The sequence below is a fragment of the Gordonia sp. PP30 genome (genome assembly GCF_023100845.1).
Taxonomy (GTDB): Bacteria; Actinomycetota; Actinomycetes; order Mycobacteriales; family Mycobacteriaceae; genus Gordonia.
Map to the genome: position 1 here is coordinate 2,660,438 of NZ_CP095864.1, position 26,641 is coordinate 2,687,078.

Sequence of the window (26,641 nt, forward strand, 5' to 3'; positions counted from 1 at the left end):
TTCAGCCGCGCCGCATCGGCGTGTGCGGGATCCCGTCCTCGATGAACTCCGGCCCGTCGATCGCATACCCGAACCGCTGGTACATCCCGGTCAGGTGCGACTGCGCGTCGAGCACGCTCGGCCGTTCCCCGATCTCGGCCAGCACCGCCTCCATCAGGCCGGTGGTGACGCCGGTGCCCCGCGCCGACGGCGCGGTGGCGAGGCGCCCGACCCGGTATTCCCAGCCGCCGGGCATGTCGTCGCGGAGCAGCCGGGCCGTCGCGATCGGCTCGCCCGCGTCGTCGGCACACCAGAACTGCCGGGTCGCCGGCTCCAGATCCCGTCCGTCCAGCTCGGGATACGGGCAGTCCTGCTCGACGACGAAGACGTCCACCCGCAACCGCAGAATCCGGTAGAGGGTGACCGCATCGAGTCGGTCGGTGGCGGCGCTGTGCACGATCGGCTTCACGCGTCCATCTTCGCGCACCTAACCTGAACTCATGCCACAGACGCGACCCACGGCCGAACCCGTCGGAGACTTCCTCGCGTCGATCGACGGCGACCGGCGCCGCGCCGACGCCCAGGCGGTCTGCGCGCTGATGCGCGAGGTGTCCGGGGTCGAACCGGCGATGTGGGGCCCGTCGATCGTCGGATTCGGCCGGCAGCCGTACCGCACGGCCGACGGCCGAGAACACGAGTGGTTCGCGATCGGCCTCGCCCCGCGCAAACAGGCCCTGACGCTGTACGGCCTCACCTACGACGGCTCGCACGCCGACCTCCTCGGCCGCCTCGGTCCGCACACCACCGGCAAGGGCTGTCTCTATCTCAAGCGGATGTCCGACGTCGACGACGACGCGCTCCGCGAACTCATCGAGCGCGCCTGGACGGCGAACCACCACCCGGCGTGATCGCCGCGCCAGGTCAGCCCCGCGCCACGTCCGGGTCCAACCGGAGTTGATCGGAGTCGGCGTCGTAGTCGTACAACTCGGCATAGCGGCCCCAGTCGACCGCCGTGCGCAGTTGCCGATCGGCGTCGTCGTCGGCGAAGCCACGGCGCAGCAGGTCCCGGAAGAAGCTCAGCCGCAGGCAGTGCCGGTCGTTGACACGCAACGCGCGGACGATGGTCCGGACCAGCGGGGCACGCTCCGCGGCCTGTGCGGCGAAGACCACCTTGGCTTCGGTGAGGGGCACCGCGGCGAAGTCGCGGCCGGCGGCACTGATCTCCAGATCGTTGCCGTCGACGGTCACGAACCCGAGGAGTGCGGCGGCGTCGACGAGCGGCATCAGGTCGTCGATCTCGAAGGTGAGTTCGGCAGCGAGTTCGGGAAGGTCCGCCGATCCGCCCTTGGACGCCAGGATCTCGACCAGTCCGGCCATTCCGCCGACCGTGGCGTTCGGCAGTGGACGGCTCACCGGAGTCGCGTCGGCGGCCGGCAGCGCGTCTTCCAGCGCCTTATCGCGGCCGGTCAGCGTGCCGTAGAGCTCGTCGACCAGGGCCTCGAACGCGGGATCCGAACGGTCCCGTGGTCGCGGCATCGGGATCCGCGCCTCGTGAATGATCCGGCCCGGCTTGCTGCCCAGCACCACCACCCGGTCGGCCAGCAGCACCGCCTCCTCGATGTTGTGGGTCACGATGCACACGCTCTTCGCCGGGAAGGTGCCGGCGGTCCACAGTTCGGTGATCTCGTTCCGCAGGTTCTCGGCCGTCAGCACGTCGAGCGCGGAGAAGGGCTCGTCCATCAGGAGAAGGTCCGGTTGCCGGACGAGGGCCCGGGCGAAGCCGACACGCTGCCGCATACCGCCGGACAGTTCGCGCGGGTAGGCGGACTCGAATCCGTCCAGGCCGATGGTGTCGATGGCGCGCAGCACGCGATCGCGCCGCTCCCGCCGATCGACGCCGCGCGCCGCCAGCCCCAATTCGACGTTCTCCTGCACCGTCAGCCACGGCATCAGGGCGAACGACTGGAAGACCATCGCGGCGCCGGGATTCGGACCGGTCAGCGGCTTCCCGTCGACCTCGACGGTCCCGCTGCTCGCGGGGATCAGCCCGGCGAGGATGCGCAGCAGCGTCGACTTTCCGGATCCGGACCGGCCGAGCAGTGCGACGATCTCGTTCTCGGCGATGTGCAGGTCGATGCCGTCCAGAACCGGCAGGGCGTCACCCTTGGCGCCGCCGAAGTTCTTCTCGATACCGACGACGTCGATCAATGCGTTGCGGGTGAGGGTGTGGTCGTTCATGATTCGCTCCTGGTGGGCAGGTCGGTGTCGGGAAGGGTCAGTAGGAGAATCGGCGCGCGGCGAGCGCGTACAGGCGGCGCCAGAAGACGGCGTTCGTGGCGACGACGAACACGCACATCATCACGATGCCCAGCAGCAGGTGCGCGCCGTGGCCGGGCGCGGCCGACGCCGTCCAGGTCGCGATGTAGTCGCCCAGGCCGAAGGCGTGGTAGGTCTGGCCGTGGTAGGTGAGCACCTCGGCGACGATCGAGGCGTTCCACGCGCCGCCGGCCGCCGTGATGCCCCCGGTCACGACGCTCCCGAAGATCGCGGGCAGCAGCACCTTCCGCCATCTCAGGGCCCGCGTCAGGTTCATGTCGCGGGCGGCCTCGAGCAGGTCGTTCGGGATGGCGGAGGCGCCCGCGATCACGTTGAACAGGATGTACCACTGGGTACCGAGGGCCATCAGCACGATGCCGCCGACATCGAGGCTGAGATGCCAGGCGAGGAATACCGCGCCGACCATCGGAAACAGGAAGTTGGCGGGGAAGCTCGCGGCGATCTGCAGGATCGGCGACAGGAACCGGCTCATCCTGGGGTCGAGCCCGATCAGCACGCCGACCGGCACCCAGATCAGCGTGCAGACGATGATCAGTACCACCACGCGCGACATCGTCGCAGCGCCGAGGAGGAAGACGTGCCACACCTCACCGCCACCGGTGCCGCGCAACACCACCTGGACGACCCGGAACACGGCGTACGACAGGGTCGCCGTGACGGCGAGCGCGAACACGGCGTCGCCGCTGCGCCGCCGCCGAGTGCTCACCACGGTCTGCCCTCCGGCGCGGCCGAACACGGCCCCGAAGACCTTGTCGCACACGGCGGTGACCGGTGCCATCACCCAGCCGAACGCGGCGGAGACGCGGGAGCGCCGCAGGACGGTCAAGACCAGCGATCGCGGCTCACGGCCCGACTCGGAGTCCTCGACCCGGAACTTCTCGGCCCACGCCGTGAGCGGACTCCAGAACAGGACGTTCACCGCCGCCACCACGACGACCATGGTCAGCACGGCCCACCACACGTCGGTGAGCAGGCCGGCCTGTGCCGCCGACGCCACGTATGCGCCGACGCCGGGGAGTGCGTAGCTCTTCCCCGCGACGGTGACCGCCTCGGATGCGGTCAGGAAGAACCAGGCGCCGCCGAAACTCATCATCGAATTCCAGACCAGGGGAATCGCTCCGCTGGGCAGGTCGAGCCGCCAGAATCGCTGCCACCTGGACAGCCGCAGATCGACCGCCGCCTCCGCGAGGTCGCGAGGCTGACTGGCCAGGCTGTAGTAGAGCGAGAACGCCATGTTCCAGGCCTGCGACGTGAAGATCGCGAAGATCGCCGCGCACTCCAGTCCCATCTCCGATCCGGGAAACAGGGCGATGAACGGTGTCACGGTGATCGACAGGAAGCCGAGGACCGGGACCGACTGCAGGATGTCGAGGATCGGCAGCAACACGGCGCGCGCCCGGCGTGAGCGTGCCGCGGCCACCGCGAAGACGAAGGTGAAGATCAGCGAGGCGAGCAGGCCGATGAACATGCGGAGCAGCGATCGCGCCGCGTAGTACGGCAGCTTCGCCGGGTCGGTGTCGATGGTGCCGGAGGCGTTTCCCAGGTCGACGTGGGCGTTCATTCCCTTGCCGACTTCGATGAGCACCCAGATCAGCGCGATCGCACCGAGGATCACGACGATGTCGGCGGCGATGGTGCGTAGGGTACGGCGGCGCGCGCCGCCGCCGACAGCGAGCAGCGGCGACCGGCCCACACGGGGTCCGAGAGTGGACAGTTGACGTGCCATGGGAGATTCCTCTCGAGAGCACCACCGGGCCGCCCGCGCGGGGCGACGAGGCCCGGCGATCGGACACGACCGGATGGACCCGGCGGACTCGCGAACGAGCCGGCCGTGGCCTCGGCGGCGGTGAAAAAGGGGGTTCGGTTCAGATCAGGCGCACACGGCCGGGCGACGACGGATCGCGTCGCCCGGCTGCTGACTGTTTCCCTCGGGCATCGCTCACCTCCGACGAGTCGGCCGGCGCCGGGAGGAGACGGCCGCCCGATGCGGCCCGCGGATGCCCCTCCACGTTCGACCTTCGGCACTTCGCGGCGTGAACCCTCTCAGGTAGCCAATCGGGAACCACCCTTAATCCGGATGGCTCTGTCCTGACCCGGAGCGTCTCTCGACGGTTGGGGTCGCTGGCTTGTGTCCGCGAAGGAGCCTCAGCTAACGATTGGCACCTTGCAGGTCCAAAATGGCACCGATCCCGCGATCGCGCAAGTCGGCGCCGACGGCCCGGCCGTCCCGGTGCCTGCGGGAACAGACAAACGGAACACATCCGCCGTCGTGCCGGCGGCGTCGCCGCGGTGAAATCTCGGCCGTTCCCCTGCGCCCCACCGACCTGCGCGTCAAGCTGACACGGCAGGACATCGATAGATCGGCGACGCTGCCGCGGCGCCGCGCACTGGGAGGCCAGATGTCAGAAGAGAAGTTCACCGCCGCCGTCGTCACGCGGCTCGGCGCACCGCTGGAGATCACCGAGATCGAACGGCCGGTACCGGGTCCGGGCCAGGCCCTGGTCAAGCTGGAGACGTCCGGGGTGTGCCACACCGACCTCCACGCCGCGCAGGGCGACTGGCCGGTCAAACCGTCGCCACCGTTCGTGCCCGGCCACGAGGGCTACGGCACGGTGGTGGCCGTCGGACCGGGCGTCACCGAACTTCACGTCGGCGACAAGGTCGGCAACGCCTGGCTCTGGTCGGCGTGCGGCCACTGTGAGTACTGCCGTTCCGGCTGGGAGACGCTGTGCGAGTCGCAGGTCAACGGCGGCTACGGCATCGACGGCTCGTTCGGCGAGTACATGCTGGTCGACGAGCGGTTCGCGGCGCGGATCCCGGACGGCTGCGACCCGGTCGAGGTGGCGCCGATCCTCTGCGCCGGCGTCACCGTCTACAAGGGCCTGAAGATGTCCGACGTCCGCCCCGGCCAGTGGATGGTGATCTCCGGCGTCGGCGGCCTCGGCCACGTCGCCGTCCAGTACGCCCGGGCGATGGGCATGCGGGTCGCCGCCGTCGACGTGCACGACGACAAACTCGATCTGGCCCGCGAACTCGGCGCCGAGGTGACTGCCAACGCGGCGACCCAGGACCCGGTCGCGGTGATCCAGGAGCAGACCGGCGGCGCTCACGGCGTGCTCGTCACCGCGGTCAGCCCGCCCGCGTTCGCCCAGGCGATCGGCATGGCGCGCCGCCGCGGCACCATCGTCCTGGTCGGACTCCCGCCCGGCGACTTCCCCACCCCGATCTTCGACGTGGTGCTCAAAGCGCTCACCATCCGCGGCTCGATCGTGGGCACCCGGCAGGACATGGTCGAGGCCCTGGACTTCTACGCCCGCGGCCTGATCAAGCCGACCGTCGCCACCGCCCGCCTGGAGGACATCAACGGCGTCTTCGAGCGACTGGAGAACGGCGACATCGAGGGCCGGATCGTCATCGACTACCGGTGATCGCGACACCGTCGTATCTGTCGGTCGGCGACCAACAGATACGACGGTGTCGGGACGGTTGACAGCCGCCGCCCGGAGGAGCGAGAAAGCGCGCCGCTACTTCGCGGCGGCGTCGACGACGGTCAGCGTCGTCAGGTCGCTGACGTAGCGACCACCCTTGATGTCTCCCGGAACGACGAGCCGGGGCCGGGATAGTTCCTTGCCGTCCTCTGTGTAGGCGACCAGGACCGGAGTCGCGCCGAAGCTCGCGTCGAACTCACCCCACGACACCACGGCCTGATAGCCGTCGGCACCGGTCGCGAGCACCGCGAGCCGCAGATCCGGGTTCTTCGCCGCCGGGTCGGTCGTGGGCTGCGCACCGGCCAGGACATCGCTGAGCAGCGGTCCGACGAAGGTGTGCTCCTGCTCGCCCTTACTGCTGCCGAACTTGACCGACTCGGTCCGGGCGGGCAGCTTCTTCAGGTCGCCGATGGTCAGCGTCTCGGGCTTGGCGACCGCTCCGTCGATGCGCAGCGATCCGGCGGGCACCGGCGCCACACTCGCGGCTGAACTCGACGGAGATGCCGAGTGCTCGCTGTCGTTGCCGCAGGCTGCGACGCCGAAGGTCAGAGCGCCGGTGGTGGCGACGATGCCGATCCAGCGGGCGGGCACGGAGAGACGCATGGTTCACCTATCGAGATCGGGACCGGGGCCCCTGGCGGAGTCGGACGACACGCCGACTGCCGGAGTCGACGCCGGTCCGAGCGTAGACGTTCGCCGCGGCCCACGTGCGGCTTCGCGCGACGGTCTCGTCCTCCCCGGGATGTCGTACCTCCGGCATACCTTCACGAGAGCACGGACTCGGACAGCGGGAGGGACTCATGACGACCTATCGACAGCACCGGCACCGGTCCGATGGCGGTGGCGACCGTCCGATCGCTCCACACTCCTGCGGAGCGTGCGGAAAGGTGGCCTTTCCCTCGCGTAAGCTCGCGCGGCGGGCGGCGCGTGCACGCGACCTGCACGGTCTCGCGACCTACCGCTGCCCGGTCGGCAACGGCGTGCACCTCGGGCACCAGCCGACGGTCGTGCGCCGAGGCCAGGTCAGCGCGTCGGCGTACACCACCGGCGTGCGCCCTCATCGACGACGCGGCATCAGCGCCGGGGTGCGAACCCGGTTCACCGACTGCTGCCCACCCGAAGTCCTCACCGCGATCGGCATCGAGATGTCGAGAGCCCTCGCCGTCTGGCACGACGAGCACGGTCGGGGCCCCACCTGGCGCGAGGCGCTCGGTCCGTTTCGCGATCGGCCGCAGGGCCCGGTCACCCGGCTGTTCGACGTCCCCGAAGGCCGCAACCCGGACAACTGGAAGGATCAGGCCACCAGATTGTTGATGGAGACCCTTCGTGACCGTGGCTGGATCACCTTCGACGGACGACCCCACTCACTGCGACCCGGGGCGCTTGGCGAGATTCCGGCGCCGCGATGATCTCGTCCACACGGGTGCGCACACCGGACGAGCGCGTTGGCACGCCGCTCAGAAGGCCAGCGGCCGGTACGACAGCGCCTTGTCCACCACCTGCTCCGGGGTGAGGGGCGCGGGATGCCAGAACATGTAGTCGCTGATCTGGGGATCGGAGACGGCGTCCTGCACGCGCTGCAGGAGCGCTTCACCCGCCGCCTCCGTGTCGGCGGGCTCGGGATTCATCACCCGGCGCACCAGCTCGATCAGTTCCTCCCGGGACATGCCAAACGGCCCGACGGTGCCCATCCGCGCCCTCCGATGTCCCCGCCGCTACCAGTCCAGGCCGAGGTCGAGGACCGTGACCGAATGGGTCAGCGCCCCGACCGCGAGGTAGTCGACGCCGGTGCGGGCGTAGTCCATCGCCATGTCGAGGGTCAGCCCTCCGGACGATTCCAGCTTGGTCGACGGCGCCCGCTTGTCGCGGCGCTGCACGGCCATCTGGGTCTCCCAGGGCTCGAAGTTGTCGAGCAGGATCAGCGCGGGTTCCAGCGCGAGGACCTCGTCGAACTGGGCCAGCGAGTCGACCTCGACCTCCACCGGCACGTCCCGGGCGTACGCGCGCACGGCCTGCAACGCCGCGGCGACGCCACCCGCGGCGACCACATGGTTGTCCTTGATCAGCGCGGCATCGCCCAGACCCATCCGGTGATTGACGCCGCCACCGGCGCGGACGGCGTACTTCTGCAGAAAGCGCAGGCCCGGCAGGGTCTTGCGGGAGTCGCGGATCTGCGCGGAGGTGCCCTCGACGGCGGCCACCCACTGCGCGGTGGCCGTCGCGATACCCGACAGATGGCAGAGCAGATTCAGCGCGGTGCGCTCGGCCGTCAGCAACGACGCGGCCGGCGCGCGAACACCGAGCACCACGTCACCGGGCGCCACCGGAGAACCGTCGCCGCGCTCGGAGGTCACCACGTAGTTGGCCGAGCCGATCACCAGGTCGAACACGGCCCGCACCACGGGAACGCCCGCGATCACGCCGTGCGCACGACTCACGATGCGCGCGTCCGCCACGGTGTCGGCGGGCACCGTGGCCAGCGTCGTGACGTCGGGCCCGTAGCGCAGATCCTCGTCGAGCGCGGTGGCGATCAGCGCCACCAGCTCCTCGGTGACCTCGAAGTCGAGCGTGCCGGCGGCGCTCGCCTGCCCGATGAACGCCTCGCTCACTCGCCGCCGCCCGGGTTACCGATCGCGATCATCCGCTCCACCGACTGACGCGCCCGCTGCGCGACATCCGGCGCCACGAAGACCTCGTCGCGGCCCTCGGTGAGGCACCGCAGCAGAGCGGCCGGGGTGATCATCTTCATGTACGGGCACGCCGCGCGCGAGTTGACCGGCTGGAAGTCGACGTCCGGCGCCGCCTTGCGCAGCTGGTGCAGCATCCCGACCTCGGTCGCGACCAGCACCTGCTTGGCGTGGGTGGCCCGCGCGGCGTCGATCATGCCGCCGGTGGACAGGATGTGCACCTTCTCCGCCGGTACCGCCCCCTCTCCGGCCAGGTAGAGCGCGGACGTCGCGCACCCGCATTCGGGGTGGATGAACAGGTCGGCGTCCGGGTGACCCTCGCTCTGCGCGGTCAGTTCGTCGCCGTTGATGCCGGCGTGCACGTGGCACTCACCGGCCCAGATCTGCATGTTGTCGCGCCGCAGCGTGCGCTTGACGTGCGCGCCCAGGAACTGATCCGGCAGGAACAGCACCTCCCGGCCGGGATCGATCGACGCGACCACGTCGACGGCGTTCGACGACGTGCAGCAGATGTCGGTCAGGCCCTTCACCTCGGCGGTGGTGTTCACGTACGACACCACCAGTGCCTCCGGGAACTCGGCCTTCCAGGCGCGCAGTTCGTCGGCGGTGATCGAGTCGGCGAGCGAGCAGCCGGCCCGCTCGTCCGGGATCAGCACCCGCTTCTCCGGTGAGAGGATCTTGGCGGTCTCGGCCATGAAGTGGACGCCGCAGAAGACGATCTCGTCGGCGTCGACCTCGGCGGCGATCCGCGACAGCGCCAGCGAATCACCGCAGTGATCGGCGATGTCCTGGATGGCCGGGAGCTGATAGTTGTGCGCGAGGATCACGGCGTTGCGGGCCTTCGCCAGCCGCTTGATCTCGTCGGCCCACTCCGGTGTCGCCTCGACGCCCCCGTAGGCGGGCGGAATCCCGGTGCGCGGGTCGGGCATGCCCAGGTCGGTCTCGGTCCGGGTGATCACATTCGCGGTCATGGCTACCAGCCTCCATCGCTGCTCCCCCGGCGGCGGGCTGGCCCCGGGGAGGGTTTTCGACCATTGGTCGAAAACTGTCCTGCTCATCGTAACACCGGGTCGGCGCGGCTCATTCCCGGCCGCGTCGCACCTTAGACTCACACCCATGGCGACCCCCACTCCGATCGAGGTGCTCAGCGCGGTCTTCCAGGTGCGCGAACCCGGTTCGGGCCGGCCGGTCCTGTGCGTCCTGCTGCACCGCGACGACACCGACGACGCGCCCTGGGCACTCCCCGGCGGCGACCTCGGCGACCGGGAGACGCTGGCCGCCTCCGCCCGGCGGCACCTCGGCGCCCAGTGCGGACTCACCCGCGTCGCCCACCTGGAGCAGCTGTCGATGCTGTCCGATCCCGACCGGGTGCCCGGGGTGCGGACCATCGCCTCGACATACCTCGGTCTAGTCCCCCGCGACGTGCCGGCCGATCCGAGCGGCGTGGACGTGAACCCGGCCGGGCCGGTCACCGCCGGATGGTTCGACGTCGACGAACTCCCGTCGCTCGCCTACGACCACGCCGACGTGGTCGCCCTGGCGCGCGGACGACTCGCCGCGAAACTGTCGTACACCAATCTGGCCTTCGCGCTGGCCCCGGAACGCTTCGCGATGTCCGAGCTGTCCGAGATCTACGGCGCCGCGCTGGGCTATCACGTCGACGCGACCAACCTGCTGCGCGTGCTGTCGCGGCGCGGTGTGGTGGTCGCGACCGGCACCGTCGGGCGGACCGGCCGCAGCGGAGGACGGCCGCCGGCGCTCTACACGTTCGCCGACGACGCGCTGGTGGTGACCGACGAGTTCGCGACGCTGCGCCCACCGCCGTAGCGGTCCTCGTCGGGCAGTTCGGTGAGCCGGGAGATCGCGCGGTCGGTGGACGCGGCGGCGCACACGAAGTAGCCGAGCACGGCGAAACCCGTGGCGCAGACGACCAGCAGCCACGGCACGGCGAGGCCGCCGAACGTCGCGTCGGGCATCCACAGTTTCCCGACGATCCGGTAGGTCCCCGGATGGTGGACGTCGATCCCGGGGAACCGCTGTTCGCCGATCCCCTGGGCCACCGCCATCGCGATGCCGCCGGAGACCGTCGCCAGCAGTGCCGCGTAGCCCAGTCCGGCCGGTCCCCGGGTCTCGCGCAGCGCGATCCAGACGGTCACGCCGCAGATCGCGCCCAGTCCGAACGCCAGGAACACGAACACGGCGACCGCGCCGAAGGTCTTCGCGGTGTCGGCCGCGGTGAAGTCGAGGCTGCCGTCCGCGGTCAGGGTCACCTCGCCGTACGGCGTGATGAACGCCCACAGCACGCCCGCCAGCGCACCGAGCACCAGCAGCGCGACGGCCGTGATCAGCGCGGTCGGATCGAACGACGACGTCCGTGTGGCCTGCGGCAGCGGCGCGGTCACCGGCGCCCCAGCTCCACCGAGTCGACGACGCCGTGGCGCGAGCAGCGCGCGTCCCAGCCGTCCGGGCGCACCTGCACCACCATGCGGCGGCCGCACTGACCGCAGAACCGGGGCGGTTCCAGCCCCAGCTGCGCGGCCCGCGGGATCGCGTCGGGCGCCTGCAATTCCAGTTCCAGGCCGGTGTACACGCCGTACTTCAGCGGCTCGTCCAATGGTCGCGCCACGGCGGTCATCAGATCTCCTTCTCGCATACGCATGACGCTACGCGTGTGGTCTCGACTCCGCTCGACCAGCATGACCACCACGACGATCGAGCGAAGTCGAGATCACCCACACCACCAGGGAAACGGTCTCGACTCCGCTCGACCAGCATGGCTCCGCTCACCCGACCAGCATGGCTCCGCTCACCCGACCAGCGTGGCTCCGCTCACCCGACCTACAGGGTGTCGTTCAGGACCTTGATGGGCATGCTCAGGTCGTCGAGAAGGTCGAGGTCGTCCTCGGCGGGGCGGCCGAGGGTGGTCAGGTAGTTGCCGACGATGACCGCGTTGATCCCGCCGAGGATGCCCTGCTTGGCGCCGAGGTCGCCGAGGGTGATCTCCCGGCCGCCGGCGAACCGCAGGATGGTCCGCGGCAGCGCGAGGCGGAACGCGGCCACCGACTTGAGCGCCTCCGAGGCGGGCAGCACGTCCAGGTCGCCGAACGGGGTGCCGGGGCGCGGGTTGAGGAAGTTGAGCGGCACCTCGTCGGGGTCGAGCGTGGCGAGTTCGGCGGCGAACTCGGCGCGCTGCTCGACGGTCTCCCCCATGCCGAGGATGCCGCCGCAGCACACCTCCATGCCGGCTTCGCGAACCATCGTCAGGGTGTCCCAGCGCTCGTCGTAGGTGTGCGTCGTGACGACGTTCGGGAAGTGGCTGCGCGCGGTCTCCAGGTTGTGGTTGTAGCGGTGCACACCCATCGCGGCGAGCTCGTCGACCTGCTCCTGGGTGAGCATGCCGAGGCTGCACGCGATCTGGATGTCGACCTCGTTGCGGATGGCCTCGATACCGGCGGCGACCTGCGTCATCAGCCGCTTGTCCGGGCCGCGGACGGCGGCGACGATGCAGAACTCGGTGGCACCGGTCTTGGCGGTCTGCTTGGCGGCCTCCACCAGCGACGGGATGTCGATCCACGCGCTGCGGACCGGCGACGCGAACAGGCCGGACTGGCTGCAGAAGTGGCAGTCCTCCGGGCAGCCGCCGGTCTTCAGCGAGATGATGCCCTCGACCTCCACCTCGGGGCCGCAGTGGCGCATGCGGACGTCGTGCGCCAGCTGCAGCAGTTCGGTGAGCCGGTCTTCGCCGAGACGCAACACCTCGACGATCTGCTCGTAGCGCAGCCCCTCGCCGCGCTCGAGGACCTGCTCGCGGGCGACGGCGAGGATGTCGGCGGTCTCGCCGGGGGCCACCGGGGCTTCGGTGGTGGTCATGGGATCTCCTTCTGATGGGATGTGTCGGCCCCGGACACGGGGCTCCAGCACGGTCGGCTGACCCAGGACGGCGCGGCCGCCTGGAAGTCGTCGGGATCGAGACGGCCGGCGCCGGACGGGACGACGGCCACGATGTCGGTGCCACACAGCCGCGGCAGGTCGTCGGCATTGCAGGTCATCGCCAGATCCGGTGCGGCCGGCCACGATCCGATCACCAGTCCGGCCACCTCGCAGTCCGCGGCGCGCAGCGCGTCGACGGTGAGCTCGGAGTGGTTCAGGGTGCCGAGACCGGGATCGGTCACGACGACCACCGGCGCGTCCAGCGCGCGGGCGACGTCGAGCAGGGTCAGGTCGGGCGCCAGGCGCACCAGGATGCCGCCCGCGCCCTCGACCAGCACCAGGTCGGCCTCGCGGCGCAGATGCTCGACGGTCTCGCACACCTCGTCGAGCCGCAGATACGGCAGTCCGGCGCGGCGGGCGGCGGTCTCCGGGGCGAGCGGCTCGGGATAGCGCGCGATCTCGGCGGTCGGCAGGTCCCCGGCCAGCGCGGTGACGACGGCGAGGTCGCCGTCCTCCCCCGGGGCGACACCGGTCTGCGCCGGTTTGCACACTGCGACGCGCAGGCCGTCGGCGGCCGCGGCCGCGGCGAGGGCGGCCACGGTGATGGTCTTGCCGACGTCGGTGGAGGTGCCGGTGACGACCAGCACGTCGCCGGGACGTGGGTGTTCGGCCGGACTGGTGGTCGTTTCGACACGGCCGAGCCCCGGGGGGCTCGTCCGGCTCAACGGGCTATCAGGGCTGTCAGGACTCGTCCGGCGGGATGGGCTGTCAGGACTCGTCCGGCGGGATGGGCTGTCAGGGCTCGTCCGGCTCAACGGGCTAAGGGGGCTCGTCCGGCGGGGCGGGCTGTCGGGGCTCGGTCGGCGGGGCGGGCTCGACGGGCTGTGGGAGGTCATCGCGCACCCACGTGGGTCAGGGCATCGTCGACGATGCGGGCGACGGCGGCGAGGGTCTGCTCGTCCAGGTCGGCCCGGACGGTGACGCGCAGCCGCGAGGTGCCGGCGGGCACCGACGGTGGCCGGAAGCAGCCGACGAGCAGGCCGCGGTCCCGGCAGTAGCCGGCCGCGGTGACCGCCGCGACCGGGTCGCCGACGATCAGCGACACCACGGCCGAGGCGGGTTCGGCCGCACCGACGGCCGCCGCGAACGACGCCGCCGAACGCCGGAGCCGTTCCGGCAGTTCCGGATCCGCGCGGAGTAGGCCGAGCGCCGCGTGGGCCGCACCCACCGCCGCCGGATTGAGCCCGGTGTCGAAGATGAACGTCCGTGCCCGGTCGATGAGGTGCGAGCGCAGCGTCGCCGGACCGGCGACGATCCCGCCCTGCGCACCGAGCGACTTGGACGCCACCGTGGTCACCACCAGGCCGGGCGCGCCGGCCAGCCCGCATTCGGCGACGACACCCCGTCCGCCGGGCCCGCGGACGCCGAGCGCGTGTGCCTCGTCGACCAGCAGCGTGGCGCCGAATTCGCTTGCGGCACCGTACAACTCGGCGATCGGCGCGCGCTCGCCGTCGATGCTGTAGATCGAGTCGGTCACCACCAGTGCCCGCTTCTCGGTGCGCGCGGCCAGTTCCCGCGCGGCGGCGGCGGCATCGCCGCGCTCGACCACGACCACCCGCGCCCGGGACAGCCGGCAGCCGTCGATCAGCGAGGCGTGGGTGCCGGTGTCACTGACGATCAGGTCGCCGCGGCCGGCCAGCGCGGTGATCGCTCCGATGTTGGCGAGGTATCCGGAGGAGAAGACGAGGGCCGCCTGCACGCCGAGGAAGTCGGCGAGGTCGTCCTCGAAGTCGAGGTGCGCCTGCGTGGTGCCGACGACCAGCCGCGACGACGTCGACCCGCCGCCCCAGGTGCCGGCCGCCCGCTGCGCGGCGGCGATCACCGCCGGATGCATCGAGAGGCCGAGGTAGTCGTTCGAGGCCAGGTTCACCTCGCTCGCGCCGGCCTGGCGGGCGACCGGCGCGCGGTGCAGCCCGGCGCGCTCGATCGCGGCGGCCTCCTCGGTGAGCCAGGCGAGCGGGTCGGCGTGGACGGTGGCGGTCATGCGGAGATCTCGACTTCGCTCGATCGGCATGGCCGCGCGGCCACACTGGCCCGGGCGGCGGCCACCATGCCCGCGGCGATCGCGTCCACCTCGTCCGGGGTGCAGATGTACGGCGGCATCGCGTAGATCAGGTTCCGGAACGGCCGCAGCCAGATCCCGTGCGCCACCGCCGCATCGGTGGCGGCGACCATGTCGACGTCCTCGTCGAGTTCGATCACACCGATGGCCCCCAGGGTGCGGATCTCGGTGACGCCGGGGACCCCGTCCGCCGCGGCCAGCCCGGCGGCGAGCCGCTCCGAGATCATCGCGACCGCGGTGCGCCACGAACCGTCGGCGAGCAGGTCGAGCGAGGCGTTCGCGATCGCGCAGGCCAGCGGATTGCCCATGAAGGTGGGCCCGTGCGCCAGGCCGCCGGCCTCGCCCGCGCTGATCACGCCGGCCACGATGTCGGTGGTCAGCGTCGCGGCGAGCGTCAGGTATCCGCCGGTCAGCGCCTTGCCGAGGCAGAGGATGTCCGGGCTGATCCCGGCGTGGCCGACGGCGAACAGCTCGCCGGTGCGGCCGAAGCCGGTGGCGATCTCGTCGCAGATCAGCAGCACGTCGTGCGCATCGCAGAGCCGGCGCAGATCGGCGATCAGCCGCGGATCGTGAAAGCGCATGCCGCCGGCACCCTGCACCACGGGTTCGACGATCACCGCAGCCAGCTCCCGGCCGTGGCGGGCGAGGGCGGCGTCGAGCATGTCGGTGTACGCCGGGTCGTAGTCGCGCGGCGGCGCGTCGACGAAGACCTGCTCGGCCAGGACGCCCCGCCACATCGCGTGCATACCGCCCTCGGGGTCGCAGACGCTCATCGGGGCAAAGGTGTCGCCGTGGTAGCCGCCGCGCCAGGTCAGCAGGCGGCGCTTGCCGGGCCGGCCGAGGCTGCGCTGGTACTGGATCGCCATCTTGACCGCGACCTCGACGCCGACCGAGCCGGAATCGGCGAAGAAGACCTTGGTCAGCGGTGCGGGTGTCATGTCCACCAGCCGGGCGGCGAGCGTCACGGCCGGTTCGTGGGTGAGGCCGCCGAACATCACGTGCGCCATCGCGCCGAGCTGCGCCGTCGCGGCGGCGTCGAGCACCGGATTCCGGTAGCCGTGCACCGCGGCCCACCAGGAACTCATGCCGTCGATCAGCTCGGTGCCGTCGGCCAGGGTGAGCCGGACGCCACGCGCTGAGGCGACCACGCGGGGCGCCGTGGTCGACGGGAAGCCGCCGTACGGATGCCAGACGTGCGCGGCGTCGAGCCGCGAGACCTCCGCCGTATCCACCGCTCGCCTCCTCTCCACACCGTGACCCGTGCGACATCACAACTCCTGAACACTGTACAGGTGGCCCTGTACGCCGTACAGGACGAGGCCGTGTCTCCCAAGTCTTCTCCGAAGGCATCGGTGGATCCGCTGGGCGGCTGGCAAGGCGGAGGAGGGAGGCATAGCGGCGCTATGCCGACCGACGACAACGCCGCCAGGCGCTGCGCGGGCCGCCGAGGACCGGAGCGAGACTTGGGAGACATGGCCTAGTGTCGTCGGCGTGGGCAATACGCGGACGGACATCCTGGCGGCGGCCCGCGGCATCCTGGCCGAGCACAGCCTGGCGGACCTGACCATGCGCCGCCTGGCCACCGAGGTCGGGGTCCGGCCCAACGCCCTGTACTGGCACTTCCCCAACAAGCAGTCGATGCTCGCCGCACTGGCCGACGACCTGCTGGCGGCGGTGCCCGTCCCCGATCACCTGCCCTGGGATGCGGCGCTGCGCGAGACGACCCGCGGCATGCGCGCCGCGCTGCTCGCCGTGCCGGACAGCGCCGAGGTGGTGTCCTCGGCGTGGGCGTCGGGACTGTCCGGCAGCGATCTGGCCGGACGACTCGCCGGACTCGCCGCCACCGGCGGCCTCAGCGAGACCGCCGCGCACGGTGTCGCGACCGCCCTGTGCCAGCTGACCATCGGCCTCACCATCGAGGAGCAGACCCGGGCCCAGATGGAGCGGCTCGGTGTCACCGGACCGTCCGGCCGGAACTACGACGCCGAGTTCACCGCCGCCCTCGGCGTGATCCTCGACGGCGCCCGCGCCGCGCTCGCCGCCGTCTGACCATCGCCGCCGCAGACGCGCCGCGGCGGTCCCGGGTGACGGTACGATTTGTGAGCCTTGGCCACCGCGGTGCCGAGCCCACGACAGGACACCGATGAGCGACATCCCGATCGAGCCGATCGCGACCTACCGGGTGCAGCTCACCCCGGAGTTCGCGTTCGCCGAGGTCGTCGGGATCCTCGATCAGCTGGCCGACCTCGGCATCTCCCATCTGTATCTCTCACCGATCCTCGGCGCCATGCCCGGCTCCACCCACGGCTACGACTGGACGCCGCCGACCCAGATCTCCGCAGAGCTGGGCGGTATCGACGGCTTCCGGCTGCTGCGCGCGCACGCCCGCGCGGTCGGCATCGGCCTGATCATCGACATCGTGCCCAATCACGTCGGTATCGCCGTCCCCGCACGGAACGCCTGGTGGGCCGACGTCCTGCGCTTCGGCATGGAGTCGCGGTACGCCGGGTACTTCGATCTGCACCCGGCCTCGACGGACGGCGTCGACGGCCGCATCCTTCTCCCCTTCCTCGGTGCCGGACAGGACCTCGAGGAGTTGCGGCTCGACGACGACGGCAACCTCTGCCTGCACGACTGGGTACTGCCCACCGCCCCGGACACCGCCGCGCCGGGCGACGACCCGGTCGAGGTCCTGGGCAGGCAGCATTACCGACTGGTCGCGGCCACCTCTCCGCTGCTGAGCTATCGCCGCTTCCTCGACATCGGCGAGCTCGCGGCCCTGCGTGTCGAGGCTCCGGAGGTCTTCGAGGCGACGCACGGCTGGCTGCGCTATCTGGCGAACGAGGACCTGATCGACGGCGTCCGCGTGGATCACCTCGACGGTCTGCGCGATCCGCTCGGTTACACCACCGCGCTGCGCGAGATCCTCGGGCCGCACCGGCTGATCTACGTGGAGAAGGGACTGGCCGTCGACGAACAGCTCGACGACGCGCTCCCGATCGACGGCACCACCGGGTACGACCAGCTCCAGCTGATCGAGGCGGCCTTCACCTCCCCACCGGGGATCATCGAACTCGACGAGATCTTCCGCTGGATCACCGGCCTGCCCGGCGACGGCGACCAGCTCGCGGCCCAGGCACGCGCACTCCGGGATTCGACGATGCGCACCGTCTTCGCCACCCGGCTGCGCTGGGCCAGCGCCGCGGTCGCCGAGGCCACCCCGTCGGTCCCGCTCTTCCAGATCGAGCAGGCGGTCGCCGCCTTCGTCGTCGCCCTCACCGTCAGCCGGCCGGACTATCCGCAGTTACTGCCCCGGGTACTGGCGACCATCGAGGCGGCGCGCAGCGAACTCCCCACCGCGAGCGTAGGACTCGACTCGGTCGCCGCGGTCTTCCTCGCACCCGACGAGTACCCCGAGGCCGTGTTCCGGGTCAGCGAGCTGGCCACCGCGGTGGCCGCGAAAGCCATCGAGGACGTCGGTTTCCACCGGACGGCGCGGCTGATCTCCACTCAGGAACTCGGCTGCAATCCGCGAGTGCCGACCATCAGCCCGGTGGCCTTCCACGAGCGCAACCGGGTGCGCGCCCGGACCTGGCCGCTCGCGCTGACCACCGTCTCCACGCACGACACCAAGCGCAGCGGCGACGCCCGCGCTCGCATCGCGCTGATCGCACAGGTTCCGCAGCGCTGGAACCTCCTGGTCCGCCGCATCTGGCAGGAGGCTCCCCCACCGCACCCGCGCACCGCGTATCTGCTGCTGCAGAACGTGATCGGCGTCTGGCCCGACGACGGATCTCCCGACGCCGACCTCCGGGAACGCCTGGCCCGGTACGCGACCCGTGCGATGCGCGACGCCGCCCTCATCACCTCGTGGCCGGCGCCGAACGACGACGCCGAGGAGCAGACCCAGACCTGGCTCGCCGCCGTGCTCACCGGCACCCCCGCCGCGCTGATCTCCGAGTTCGTCGGGCTCATCCACGGCCCCGGCCGCTGCGAAGCGCTCGCCCGCACCGCGGTCGCCCTGCTCGGCCCCGGCGTGCCCGACGTGTACCAGGGCTCGCAGTGGTGGGATCACTCCCTCACCGATCCGGACAACCGCCGGCCGGTCGACTACACCCAGCCTGCCGACCACCAGAAGTTCACCCTGATCACCGAGGCGCTGGCCGTCCGGCGGCGGTACCCCGAGGCGTTCGGCACCTGCGGCGAGTACCGCGAGGTGACCGCCCGCGGCGCACGCGCCGGCCACATCCTGGCCTTCGCCCGCGGACCGGCCGATCGGGCGCCGCAGGTCGTGGTGGTCACCGAACGGTTCAGTCAGACCTTCCGTCCCGGCCCCGACCGCGAAGAGGCGGCCGTCGATCTGCCGCCCGGCCGGTGGCGCGACGTCCGCACCGGCGTCGTGCAGACCGGACGGACCCGGGCCGATCGGATTCTCGGGGACCGGCCCGTCGCCATCCTGGAAGCCACCGACGACTAGTGTCGCGTGTGTTCTGACCCGGCGGACGCTGAGCCGCCGGGCTCGCGACGTCAGCCGGCCGGCTGCGGCGCGGGCGTCTGTCCGGCGGGCGGTGTCGTGTCACCGGCCGGCGGCGTGGTGGTCGATGTGGTCTGACCGCCGACGCTGCCCGGAGCGTCCTGCGAGGAGACACCCGGCATCGGCACCATCTTGCTGACCAGCCACTTACCGTCCTTGTGGACCATGTCGAACTGCAGCAGCACGACACTCTTGGCTCCGGCTGGAGCCGCCGCGCTGGTCGCCGAGAATGTCACCGCGACGACCGTCACCGCCTTCGAGGTGCTGAAGCTCTCCACCATCGCCGCATTGACCTCGGCGGTGGCGTTCTCGATGTGTGCTTCCTTGGTCCACGTCGAATTCGACACGGCGTCGGCCTCGACCCGGTCCCGGGCCTCGCCGGTGGTCAGCGGGACCACCTTGGACTTGATCTGATCCGGCGTGGCGTTCGGGGCCATCATCGTCTCGAAGTAGGTCCGCACGAACGACGTCGACGCGCCCTTGGCGTCGTCGAACGCGCTCAGCGCCCGGCTCTTCTCCGCGTACTGCCAGCTCAGCAGGCCGATCACGATCAGCGCGCAGATCAGCAGCAGTCCGATACCCGCGCGGATCAGGGCGCGCGCGGTGATGGTGAACTGCCGCCCACTCGACGGCGCCGCGGCCGCGTCGGCTTCGCGGGCGGCCCGCTTGGCCTCGATCTTGCTCCGCGCGGCGGCCTTCGGCTCCGCCTCATCGGGCTCCGCCTCGTCCGGCTCCGCCGCGTCGTCGGTGGTCCCGGTCACCGCGGCGTCGTCCGGCGCGGCATGATCCGCGTCCGTGACGCCGCCGGTGGAATCGTCGGGACTCGGCCCGCCGGGGTTCTGCTCGTCAGGGCTCTGCTCGGAGGTCATGCGTCCTTCACTTCAGGGGGACTGTGCGGCTGTTGGGATCGTAGCCGGGCGGCGGGCCCGCGGTGTCGTCACCCTTCGGGCGCGGCGCGTTGACGCTGCCCCGCCGCTGCTGGTTCTGATCCTCGGTGACGCAGTACAGGTTGGTCGGCACCGACGCCGCCATGATCACCGTCGGCCGGGTCGGGGTCACCGCGTAGTCGCAGTACGGTCGCGGGTAGATCGAGGCCATCGCCCACCAGGCGCCGTCGTGGAACATCTTCTGCGCCTGCGCGGAGCCGTCGCGGATCGACGGCAGCAGAACGGCGAGGGTCGGGGCCCGCAGCGCGCCCTGCTGGGCGACCGACAGGAATTGGCCGAGCACGTCGGTGATCGGGTCGGTGATGGTGTCGAGCGACCCGGTCAGGCTGGTGATGCGGCCGGGACCGGTGCCGAGCAGCGTGCGCAGCTCCCGGTCGGAGGCCACCGCCGCGTTGATCAGGCCGGCGCCGCCGTCGATCAGGCGGCTGAGATCGGGCTGGATGTCCGCGGTGGTCTTCAGGATGGTGCCGGCGTCCTGGATCAGCTTGGTGGTCTGCGGCATCACCTTGTAGAGCTGCGCGAAGATGGTGCCGCCGGACTGGAAGATCGACTTGAGCTGATTCGGCTGATCGTCGTTGAGCGCGATCGTCAGCTCTTGCAGCGCACCGCTGAGCTTCTCGGTGTCGACCTGGCTGATCAGATCGAGGCTCGATTCGAGCACGGTGGAGAACGGCACGGTCACCGCGGTCTGGCCCGGCTCGATCACGTCGCCGTTCTTCAGGAACGGGCCGTCGTCGGTGGTCGGGACGATGTCGACGTACTGTTCACCGGCCGCCGAGAGGCCCAGCGCGGAGAACTTGGCGTTGCGGTTGATCTTGTGGTCGCTCCGCAGCCGCAGCTTCACGTCGACCGTCCGCGGGGTCACCTGGATGCTGTCCACGTCGCCGATCTCGACGCCGCGCAGGGTCACCTTGGAGGTCTCCTGCAAGCCGCCGGAGATCGGGAACTTGACCATCACGTCGTAGGTGCTCTGCCACGGCCGCCAGTTGAGCGAGACGAACGCCAGGTAGGCCAGGCCGAGCACCATCACCACGGCGAGCGCGATGTTGCCCAGCAGGATCGAGTTCTTGCGCAGGAAGGCCGTCATCTAGTTCGCCCCCATCTGTCCGGTCAGCCGGGCCAGCACGATCGTCAGGGTCTGCTGGAGGCTCTGCAGTCCGCCCTGGAGGTCTTGCAATTCGGGGAACCGGGACCGCGAGTCGAAGCCGACGCCCGGGGTGAGCCAGTACAGTTTGGCCGCGACCGCAGCGGCGCTGCCCGGCGTGGAACCCTTCCACTTCGGGTTCAGCTCGAAGAGCCGCTGCATCAGCGGGGTGAGCTGCGGTGCCGTCTGGTTGAGGGCGATCGCCGCCTCGTTGAGGTGTCCCAGGAGTTCGATCAGGTCGCTCTGCCGGGTGTTCAGGAAGTTCGCGGTCGCCGCGGTGACGGTGTTCGACTTGTCCAGGGTGTCCAGGATCAGGCCGAGCTCGTCGTTGACGGTGGCGATCGCCGGCGGCAGCTTGTTGACGGCCGCGGTGATCTGATTGCGGCCGTCGGCGAGTTCCCCGGTCAGCTTCTGGGTGTTCGCCATCGCCGTGTCGACCTCGGCGGAGTTCTTGTTGAACTTGGTGATCGCCGTGGTGAAGCCGTTGATGGCCCCCTGCAGCTCCACGTACTTGTCCTGTCCGGACAGCGCCGTGCTCAGTTCGGTGAAGATGTTCTGCAGCGCGCTGACCGAACCGGAGTCGACCTGCGCGGTCATGCTGATGAGCAGATCCTCGACGGTGGCCGCCGCGGACGTCTCACCGCTCAGCGTCTGGCCCGGGCTCATCATGCCCTTGTCGGCGTTGCGCGGCGGATTCAGTGCGACGAACACGTCACCCAGCGGGGTCGCCTGCCGCAGCTCCGCGCCGGTGCCGACGGGCAGCTTGGTGGTGTCGGAGATGTCCATGGTGACCTCGGCCTGGTAGTTCTTCGCCACGATGCCGGTCACCTCCCCCACATCCGTGCCGTTGAGCCGGACCTTGGCCTGGCTCGGCAGGTTGAGCGCGTTGTCGAAGACGGCCTTGAGCTGATACGTCGAACCCAGACCGCCGGGCGACGGCAGCGGGATCTGCTCGACGGTGATGCCGGGCAGCGAACTGCAGGCGGTGAGGCTCACCGCCGTCAGCACCGCGACGGCGCCGAGCGCGGCCTTCTTGATCCTGTTCATCGCTTACTCAACTCCAACAGTCCGGAGAAGACGCCCAGGTCGGGTCCGAAGTCGTTCAGCTTTCCGGTGCGGCAGCCGTTCTTGCGGAGGTTGATCGCCTCGCAGAACCGGGACAGCATCTCGTTGTCGATCAGCGACTTGTCGAGCAGCACCTGGGCGCGCCAGGCCCCCTGCTCGGCGGAGACCGAGTTCGAGAGGTTCTGGAACAGCAGCGGCCCCATGTCCACGGTGTCGACCAGCTCGCGCGAGTAGTCCGACAGGTTCGAGGCCAGCGACGCCAGCTGGGTGAACGCCGATCCCATGGTGCCCTTGTTGTCCTGCAGGAACGCCGAGGTGTTGGCCAGCGTCTGGTTGACGTTCGCCAGCGTGGCGTCCAGGCCGGGGCTCTGTTCGCCGAGCATCTCCGAGACCTGCGTGACCGAGTTGGAGAAGGCCAGCATCTTCGGATAGTTCGCGGTCAGCGCGCTCGACAGCTCACCGATGTTCTTGATGATCGAGCCGATCGCGTCGGCGTTGCCCGCGCCGAGCCGTGCCGCCTTCTCCAGCGCGGTCAGCGCGTTGCGGAGGCGTTCACCGTTGCCGTCGGCGATCCCCGAGGCGATATCGACCAGGTCGGCGATCGGCTTGTCCCCGTCGGGTGTGCCCTTGAGATTCTCCACCAGCGAGTCGATCGAGTCGAAGAGCGTGCCGATCTCCACCGGCGCCGCGGTGTGCGCCACCGTGCCGCCGGCCGGGATCTTGGCGCCGCCGGTGTACGCCGGGGTCAGCTCGATGTGGCGGGTGGTGACGATGGAGGTGTTGACGATCGCCGCGGTCGCGTCCTGCGGGATCGAGATGTTCGAGTCGACGGCCATCTCCACCTTGACCCGGGTGCCCTGCGGCTCGAGCTTGGTGATGCGGCCGACCGGCATGCCGAGCACGGCGACGTCGTTGCCCGGGTACAGGCCGGCGGCGCTGGTGAAGTAGGCGGTGTAGGTCTGCGCCGCGCCGACCGCCGTCTTCCAGCCGGCCGGGACCAGCGAGCAGCCGCTCAGCCCGAGGGCGGCGGCGGTCGTGACCGCGACCGCGGCCATTCCGCGCCGGAATCCGTGCTTCTTCATCGTCAGCATCCGTCCACCACCCGGGCCAGGCAGAGCCAGTTGTCGGGGAAGATGCCCCACGGCAGGTAGCCGTTCGCGTACGGGCCGTCGCCGGTGAGGTTGGTGATGGCGCGCGCGGTCACCGGCAGGATGTCGAGCATCTTGCGGAGGTTGTCACGGTTCTTCTCCAGTCCCTGCGAGATCGTGTTCAGATTCGCCATCAGCGGGGCGAACTGGCCCTGGTTCTGTTCGGCGAGGACCTGCGACTGCGTCATCAGGTCGGCCAGGCCGTCGAGCAGCCGGGTGACGAGTTGCTCGCGCGCCTGGATCTTGCCGGCCAGCTGAGCGCCCTGTCCGACGATGATCGACAGCTGCGTCTGGCTGCCGGTCACCTGATCGGTCACGTTCTGGGTGTCCTTGATCAGCTGGTTGATCTGGTCGCTGCGATTGTTGATCACCGCCGACATCCGGGTGAGGGCGTCGAGCGTGGGCGCCGCGATCTCCGGCACCCCCTTGAGCTGCGTGTTCAATCCGGCGAGCGATGCGGCGAGGCTCTTGTCGTCGATTCCGGCGAGGATCGGCACCCCGGCCTCGAGGGTCTTCTGCAGGTCGTACGGCACCTCGGTGTGCGGGATGACGTCGTTCTTGGCGGGATGGTCGCCCGACCCCTGGTCGACCTCCACGAACCGCTGGCCGAGCAGGGTCGACAGCTTGATGGTCGCGGTGCCCTGGTCGGTCACCTTGACGTCGTTGTCGACGCGCATGGTGACCTTGACGTGGTCGCCGACCAGTTCGGTACCGGTCACCTCACCCTTGTCGATACCGGCGACGCGGACCTTGTCACCGGAGCGGATGCCGCCGGCGTTGGTGAAGTTCGCGGTGTAGTTGTGCTTGCCGATGCCGAGGCTGCTGAAGCCCACCACCGCGACCAGGATCAGGATCAGGACCACGGAGCCGATCAGGCCGTACCAGAGGAGGCGGCGGGCGCCCCAGGACTGCGCGAGACGCTTCTTCATCGGCACACCACCGAGTGATTGGAGCCGCCGATCTGGGTCAGCAGGCCGGGCGGAAGGAGGACGTTGCCGATCGAGATGTCGAGTTCGCAGGCGTAGATGTTCAGGTAGGCGCCCTGGCTCATCACCATCGGGAAGTGCACCAGGAAGTCCGGCAGCACGACGGCTGCCCGGTCGAGGGTGGCACCGCTGCGGATGAGCGTGGTGGTGGCGCTGCGGGCCGCGGAACCCGCCGAGGCCAGCGCGTCCTGACTCTGGCCGATCACGTCGCCGAAGCCGGCGGCGGTGCGGCCGATCAGATCGACCGACTTGCCGAACGCGGCGGAGTTGCTGTTGAGGCCCTCCACCAGTTTCGCGGTGTTGTCGATCAGCACCTTCACCTGATCGCCCTGCTGAGCGAGGTCGCGCATCACCAGGGAGAGGTTGTTGATGATGGCGCCGAGGACCTCGTCGCGGTTGGCCATGTCGTTCGCGACGGTGCCGATCTGGGTGATCGTGTTGGTCAGCGAGATCTTGTCGCCCACCTGGAAGGTGTTGATCAGGCTCATCGTGAGGCTGTTCACCTGGTCGGGAGTGAGCGTGTCGAAGACGGGCTGGAAACCGGCGAGCAGGCGGGTGACGTCGAACGAGTCGACGCCGTCGAGCTTGAGCGAGCTGCCCTTCGGCAACTGCTTGCCGGGGACCCCACCGTCCAGGCTCAGCGCCAGGTAACGCTGGCCGATCAGGTTCTGGTAGCGGATCGCGGCCTGCGTGTTGTCGTACACGTTCTGGCTGTTCAGCACGTCGAAGCCGACCTTGGCGCGGCCGTTCTCCAGCTTGATCGACTCGACGCGGCCGACTCGCACGCCCGCCATGCGCACGTCGTCGCCGACCGCGAGGCCGGAGGCGTCGTTGAAGGTGGTGTGGTACTCGCCGGTGGGGCCGTCGAGCGTCCGTTCCAGCGTCGACCAGATCAGATAGGTCATGAACAGCGCCACCAGGGCGAAGGCCGTGAAACCGATGAGCGGTTTGCGGATGCTCGATACCGGCTGGCTCACTTGTCTCCTCCCTGCGGGGTGACACCCTGGACCAGCGGCCCGAGCATCAGGGTGTCCGCCGCGGTGGGCTTACGGCCCAGTGCCGCACCCAGCGTCTGGCCGTCGTGCCCGGTGGTGACCCGCTTCGACACGGTGCGGCGCTGCAGGCCCTCGGCCGGATAGATGGCCAGCGGACCGGAGCTGGTCGGCCCGGTGCCGGTGCCCGGTCCGACGCATCCGGGACCGCGGAGCTGGCCGTACTTGCCGCCGTTGTAGACCGGGCAGTTCTGCCGCGTGTACATCTCGAACGGGCTGAAACTGATGCCGAGGTTCAGCTGCACCTTGCCGTTGGTGCCGGTGAACACGCCGAGCACGCGGCCGGCGAGGACGTACAGCTCGTGCACCGCCTCGGGCATCGCCTGCGGATCGGCCATCGTGGCGCCGAGCATGGTGTTCAGGTCGCCGACGATCCGTTCGCCGCCGTCGCCGTTCTTGGCGAACAGCGATTGCGTCTGATCGAGCAGGCCCTGTCCGGCCGACAGCAGCGCGGTCAGGTCACGCTGCTTCTCGGCGATCGTCATGGCCGGGATCACCGACTTGCCGAGGGTGTCGAGCAGCTTCGGGGCCGACTGCGAGATGCCGGTGACCGCGGCGTTGAAGTTGGCGAAACCCGACGGTGCCCCCGCCGGGAACTGCGCGTTGATCTGCTGGAAGTAGGTGTCGAGGACCGGCAGGAAGGTCTTGAACGTCGCGCCGCCGCCGTGCAGGGCGTCGGCGATGGTGCCGAGCACCATGCCGAGGTCCTCGGCGGGCACGGCCTGCAGCAGATGCCGCAGATCGTTCTGGGCGTCCTGCAGGCGGATGGTGTCGGCGTCGGTCGCCGCCTTGATGGTGGCGCCGCTGTGCAGCCGCTGCGACGACGGGTTGGCCGGCTGGATCAGCTCCACCGAGTTCACGCCGAACAGGTTGGCCGGGACGGTGCGGGCCTCCGTGTTGAGGGGGATGCCCTTCGCCTGTGCCGGCAGCAGATCGATGCTGACGTCTTTGAGCGGGCCGGCGTCGCCGTCGTTGACCACGGACACGCTGCGGACCGCGCCGACGATGAAACCGTTGTAGCGGACGTCGGCGCCGTTGATCAGGCCGTCGCCGACGTCGGTCATCTGCGCGGTGACGCGCGTGACGCTGTCGAACTTGCCCTCGTAGCGCATCATCAGCAGCACGAAGACCACTGCGGCGACGGCCAGGAAGGCGACGCCACGCCAGAAGTACTGCGCGACCGAGGGGTCGCGGCCGCCGGTATCGACTCTCACCATGGTCA

Annotated in this window: 26 protein-coding genes and 1 riboswitch; of the genes, 6 read left to right on the forward strand and 20 right to left on the reverse strand. The window is 70.1% G+C overall.

The window, feature by feature from the left end; translation table 11 throughout:
* Position 1 precedes the first annotated feature (1 nt).
* Complete coding sequence (locus MYK68_RS12285; RefSeq protein ID WP_247863976.1) at positions 2-466, reverse strand: GNAT family N-acetyltransferase; 465 nt, start codon at positions 464-466, stop codon at positions 2-4.
* A gap of 13 nt (positions 467-479) precedes the next feature.
* Between MYK68_RS12285 and MYK68_RS12290 the strand changes: the two genes are divergently transcribed.
* Positions 480-887: a DUF1801 domain-containing protein gene (locus tag MYK68_RS12290; protein ID WP_247863977.1), complete on the forward strand. Its 408-nt coding sequence runs from the start codon at positions 480-482 to the stop codon at positions 885-887.
* A gap of 13 nt (positions 888-900) precedes the next feature.
* Here MYK68_RS12290 and MYK68_RS12295 read toward each other — a convergent pair whose 3' ends face one another.
* Together MYK68_RS12295 and MYK68_RS12300 are read right to left on the reverse strand one after the other, a co-directional pair.
* The gene (locus MYK68_RS12295) at positions 901-2,217 is read right to left on the reverse strand and encodes an ABC transporter ATP-binding protein (protein ID WP_247863978.1); all 1,317 of its coding nucleotides are present in this window, start codon (positions 2,215-2,217) and stop codon (positions 901-903) included.
* Between the two features lie 37 nt (positions 2,218-2,254).
* A complete protein-coding gene (locus tag MYK68_RS12300) occupies positions 2,255-4,042 on the reverse strand; it encodes an ABC transporter permease (protein WP_247863979.1) in 1,788 nt (595 codons plus the stop codon).
* A 270-nt stretch (positions 4,043-4,312) separates the two neighbouring features.
* Positions 4,313-4,480: riboswitch (M-box (ykoK) riboswitch) on the reverse strand.
* Positions 4,481-4,715: 235 nt separating this feature from the next.
* On the opposite strand from MYK68_RS12300, the gene adhP reads away from it, so the two are divergent.
* Positions 4,716-5,744: an alcohol dehydrogenase AdhP gene (adhP, locus tag MYK68_RS12305; protein WP_247863980.1), complete on the forward strand. Its 1,029-nt coding sequence runs from the start codon at positions 4,716-4,718 to the stop codon at positions 5,742-5,744.
* A gap of 96 nt (positions 5,745-5,840) precedes the next feature.
* On the opposite strand, the gene MYK68_RS12310 is transcribed toward adhP, so the two are convergent.
* On the reverse strand, positions 5,841-6,407 hold the full coding sequence (locus tag MYK68_RS12310) for a molybdopterin-dependent oxidoreductase (RefSeq protein WP_247863981.1): 567 nt from the start codon (positions 6,405-6,407) through the stop codon (positions 5,841-5,843).
* A 284-nt stretch (positions 6,408-6,691) separates the two neighbouring features.
* Between MYK68_RS12310 and MYK68_RS12315 the strand changes: the two genes are divergently transcribed.
* The gene (locus tag MYK68_RS12315) at positions 6,692-7,213 is read left to right on the forward strand and encodes a hypothetical protein (protein ID WP_247863982.1); all 522 of its coding nucleotides are present in this window, start codon (positions 6,692-6,694) and stop codon (positions 7,211-7,213) included.
* A 48-nt stretch (positions 7,214-7,261) separates the two neighbouring features.
* Here the strand turns inward: MYK68_RS12315 and MYK68_RS12320 are convergent, their stop codons facing one another.
* Genes MYK68_RS12320 through nadA form a run of 3 tightly spaced genes read right to left on the reverse strand, consistent with a single transcriptional unit; the run spans position 7,262 to position 9,420 of the window.
* On the reverse strand, positions 7,262-7,495 hold the full coding sequence (locus MYK68_RS12320; RefSeq protein ID WP_247863983.1) for a bacteriocin immunity protein: 234 nt from the start codon (positions 7,493-7,495) through the stop codon (positions 7,262-7,264).
* Between the two features lie 24 nt (positions 7,496-7,519).
* On the reverse strand, positions 7,520-8,413 hold the full coding sequence (gene nadC / locus MYK68_RS12325; RefSeq protein WP_247863984.1) for a carboxylating nicotinate-nucleotide diphosphorylase: 894 nt from the start codon (positions 8,411-8,413) through the stop codon (positions 7,520-7,522).
* Positions 8,410-9,420 (reverse strand): quinolinate synthase NadA, encoded by a 1,011-nt coding sequence (gene nadA, locus MYK68_RS12330; RefSeq protein ID WP_247868041.1) that lies wholly within the window; start codon positions 9,418-9,420, stop codon positions 8,410-8,412. The genes nadC and nadA overlap by 4 nt, the downstream gene beginning before the upstream one ends.
* Positions 9,421-9,607: 187 nt before the next feature.
* Here nadA and MYK68_RS12335 point away from each other — a divergent pair, with 187 nt between their 5' ends.
* A complete protein-coding gene (locus tag MYK68_RS12335; protein WP_247863985.1) occupies positions 9,608-10,318 on the forward strand; it encodes an NUDIX hydrolase in 711 nt (236 codons plus the stop codon).
* On the opposite strand, the gene MYK68_RS12340 is transcribed toward MYK68_RS12335, so the two are convergent.
* The 6 genes from MYK68_RS12340 to MYK68_RS12365 all read right to left on the reverse strand — a co-directional run bounded on the left by MYK68_RS12340 (position 10,252) and on the right by MYK68_RS12365 (position 15,775).
* Positions 10,252-10,893: a DUF2567 domain-containing protein gene (locus MYK68_RS12340; protein ID WP_247863986.1), complete on the reverse strand. Its 642-nt coding sequence runs from the start codon at positions 10,891-10,893 to the stop codon at positions 10,252-10,254. The two genes, MYK68_RS12335 and MYK68_RS12340, sit on opposite strands and share 67 nt — an antisense overlap.
* Entirely contained in the window at positions 10,890-11,126 is a 237-nt protein-coding gene (gene bsaP, locus MYK68_RS12345) for a biotin synthase auxiliary protein BsaP (RefSeq protein ID WP_247863987.1), read from the reverse strand. Before bsaP ends, MYK68_RS12340 begins: the two co-directional genes overlap by 4 nt.
* Before the next feature lie 203 nt (positions 11,127-11,329).
* On the reverse strand, positions 11,330-12,361 hold the full coding sequence (gene bioB, locus MYK68_RS12350) for a biotin synthase BioB (protein ID WP_247863988.1): 1,032 nt from the start codon (positions 12,359-12,361) through the stop codon (positions 11,330-11,332).
* On the reverse strand, positions 12,358-13,068 hold the full coding sequence (gene bioD, locus MYK68_RS12355) for a dethiobiotin synthase (protein WP_247863989.1): 711 nt from the start codon (positions 13,066-13,068) through the stop codon (positions 12,358-12,360). Before bioD ends, bioB begins: the two co-directional genes overlap by 4 nt.
* 245 nt (positions 13,069-13,313) lie before the next feature.
* Entirely contained in the window at positions 13,314-14,465 is a 1,152-nt protein-coding gene (locus tag MYK68_RS12360) for an 8-amino-7-oxononanoate synthase (RefSeq protein WP_247863990.1), read from the reverse strand.
* Positions 14,462-15,775 (reverse strand): adenosylmethionine--8-amino-7-oxononanoate transaminase, encoded by a 1,314-nt coding sequence (locus tag MYK68_RS12365; protein ID WP_247863991.1) that lies wholly within the window; start codon positions 15,773-15,775, stop codon positions 14,462-14,464. The genes MYK68_RS12360 and MYK68_RS12365 overlap by 4 nt, the downstream gene beginning before the upstream one ends.
* 259 nt (positions 15,776-16,034) lie before the next feature.
* On the opposite strand from MYK68_RS12365, the gene MYK68_RS12370 reads away from it, so the two are divergent.
* A complete protein-coding gene (locus tag MYK68_RS12370; protein WP_247863992.1) occupies positions 16,035-16,592 on the forward strand; it encodes a TetR/AcrR family transcriptional regulator in 558 nt (185 codons plus the stop codon).
* Between the two features lie 94 nt (positions 16,593-16,686).
* A complete protein-coding gene (treY, locus tag MYK68_RS12375) occupies positions 16,687-19,020 on the forward strand; it encodes a malto-oligosyltrehalose synthase (RefSeq protein ID WP_247863993.1) in 2,334 nt (777 codons plus the stop codon).
* A 50-nt stretch (positions 19,021-19,070) separates the two neighbouring features.
* Here the strand turns inward: treY and MYK68_RS12380 are convergent, their stop codons facing one another.
* Genes MYK68_RS12380 through MYK68_RS12410 form a run of 7 tightly spaced genes read right to left on the reverse strand, consistent with a single transcriptional unit; the run spans position 19,071 to position 26,633 of the window.
* Entirely contained in the window at positions 19,071-19,946 is an 876-nt protein-coding gene (locus MYK68_RS12380; protein WP_247863994.1) for a hypothetical protein, read from the reverse strand.
* A 7-nt stretch (positions 19,947-19,953) separates the two neighbouring features.
* Positions 19,954-21,111, reverse strand: a complete 1,158-nt coding sequence (locus MYK68_RS12385) for an MlaD family protein (RefSeq protein ID WP_247863995.1) — start codon at positions 21,109-21,111, stop codon at positions 19,954-19,956.
* Positions 21,112-22,215, reverse strand: a complete 1,104-nt coding sequence (locus MYK68_RS12390; protein ID WP_247863996.1) for an MlaD family protein — start codon at positions 22,213-22,215, stop codon at positions 21,112-21,114.
* Complete coding sequence (locus MYK68_RS12395; protein ID WP_371308601.1) at positions 22,212-23,324, reverse strand: MCE family protein; 1,113 nt, start codon at positions 23,322-23,324, stop codon at positions 22,212-22,214. The genes MYK68_RS12390 and MYK68_RS12395 overlap by 4 nt, the downstream gene beginning before the upstream one ends.
* Entirely contained in the window at positions 23,318-24,310 is a 993-nt protein-coding gene (locus MYK68_RS12400; RefSeq protein WP_247863998.1) for an MCE family protein, read from the reverse strand. Before MYK68_RS12400 ends, MYK68_RS12395 begins: the two co-directional genes overlap by 7 nt.
* Entirely contained in the window at positions 24,307-25,344 is a 1,038-nt protein-coding gene (locus tag MYK68_RS12405) for an MCE family protein (RefSeq protein WP_247863999.1), read from the reverse strand. The genes MYK68_RS12400 and MYK68_RS12405 overlap by 4 nt, the downstream gene beginning before the upstream one ends.
* A complete protein-coding gene (locus MYK68_RS12410) occupies positions 25,341-26,633 on the reverse strand; it encodes an MCE family protein (protein WP_247868042.1) in 1,293 nt (430 codons plus the stop codon). Before MYK68_RS12410 ends, MYK68_RS12405 begins: the two co-directional genes overlap by 4 nt.
* Between the last annotated feature and the right edge of the window lie 8 nt (positions 26,634-26,641).

Coding starts and splice junctions, on each gene's coding strand:
- MYK68_RS12360 (WP_247863990.1), bottom strand. CDS start 14,465: ATGACCGCCACCGTCCACGCCGACCCGCTCGCCTGGCTCACCGAGGAG.
- MYK68_RS12335 (WP_247863985.1), top strand. CDS start 9,608: ATGGCGACCCCCACTCCGATCGAGGTGCTCAGCGCGGTCTTCCAGGTG.
- bsaP (WP_247863987.1), bottom strand. CDS start 11,126: ATGACCGCCGTGGCGCGACCATTGGACGAGCCGCTGAAGTACGGCGTG.
- treY (WP_247863993.1), top strand. CDS start 16,687: ATGAGCGACATCCCGATCGAGCCGATCGCGACCTACCGGGTGCAGCTC.
- MYK68_RS12380 (WP_247863994.1), bottom strand. CDS start 19,946: ATGACCTCCGAGCAGAGCCCTGACGAGCAGAACCCCGGCGGGCCGAGT.
- MYK68_RS12400 (WP_247863998.1), bottom strand. CDS start 24,310: ATGAAGAAGCGTCTCGCGCAGTCCTGGGGCGCCCGCCGCCTCCTCTGG.
- MYK68_RS12320 (WP_247863983.1), bottom strand. CDS start 7,495: ATGGGCACCGTCGGGCCGTTTGGCATGTCCCGGGAGGAACTGATCGAG.
- MYK68_RS12310 (WP_247863981.1), bottom strand. CDS start 6,407: ATGCGTCTCTCCGTGCCCGCCCGCTGGATCGGCATCGTCGCCACCACC.
- MYK68_RS12385 (WP_247863995.1), bottom strand. CDS start 21,111: ATGACGGCCTTCCTGCGCAAGAACTCGATCCTGCTGGGCAACATCGCG.
- MYK68_RS12395 (WP_371308601.1), bottom strand. CDS start 23,324: ATGCTGACGATGAAGAAGCACGGATTCCGGCGCGGAATGGCCGCGGTC.
- adhP (WP_247863980.1), top strand. CDS start 4,716: ATGTCAGAAGAGAAGTTCACCGCCGCCGTCGTCACGCGGCTCGGCGCA.
- bioB (WP_247863988.1), bottom strand. CDS start 12,361: ATGACCACCACCGAAGCCCCGGTGGCCCCCGGCGAGACCGCCGACATC.
- MYK68_RS12300 (WP_247863979.1), bottom strand. CDS start 4,042: ATGGCACGTCAACTGTCCACTCTCGGACCCCGTGTGGGCCGGTCGCCG.
- MYK68_RS12295 (WP_247863978.1), bottom strand. CDS start 2,217: ATGAACGACCACACCCTCACCCGCAACGCATTGATCGACGTCGTCGGT.
- MYK68_RS12290 (WP_247863977.1), top strand. CDS start 480: ATGCCACAGACGCGACCCACGGCCGAACCCGTCGGAGACTTCCTCGCG.
- nadA (WP_247868041.1), bottom strand. CDS start 9,420: ATGCCCGACCCGCGCACCGGGATTCCGCCCGCCTACGGGGGCGTCGAG.
- MYK68_RS12390 (WP_247863996.1), bottom strand. CDS start 22,215: ATGAACAGGATCAAGAAGGCCGCGCTCGGCGCCGTCGCGGTGCTGACG.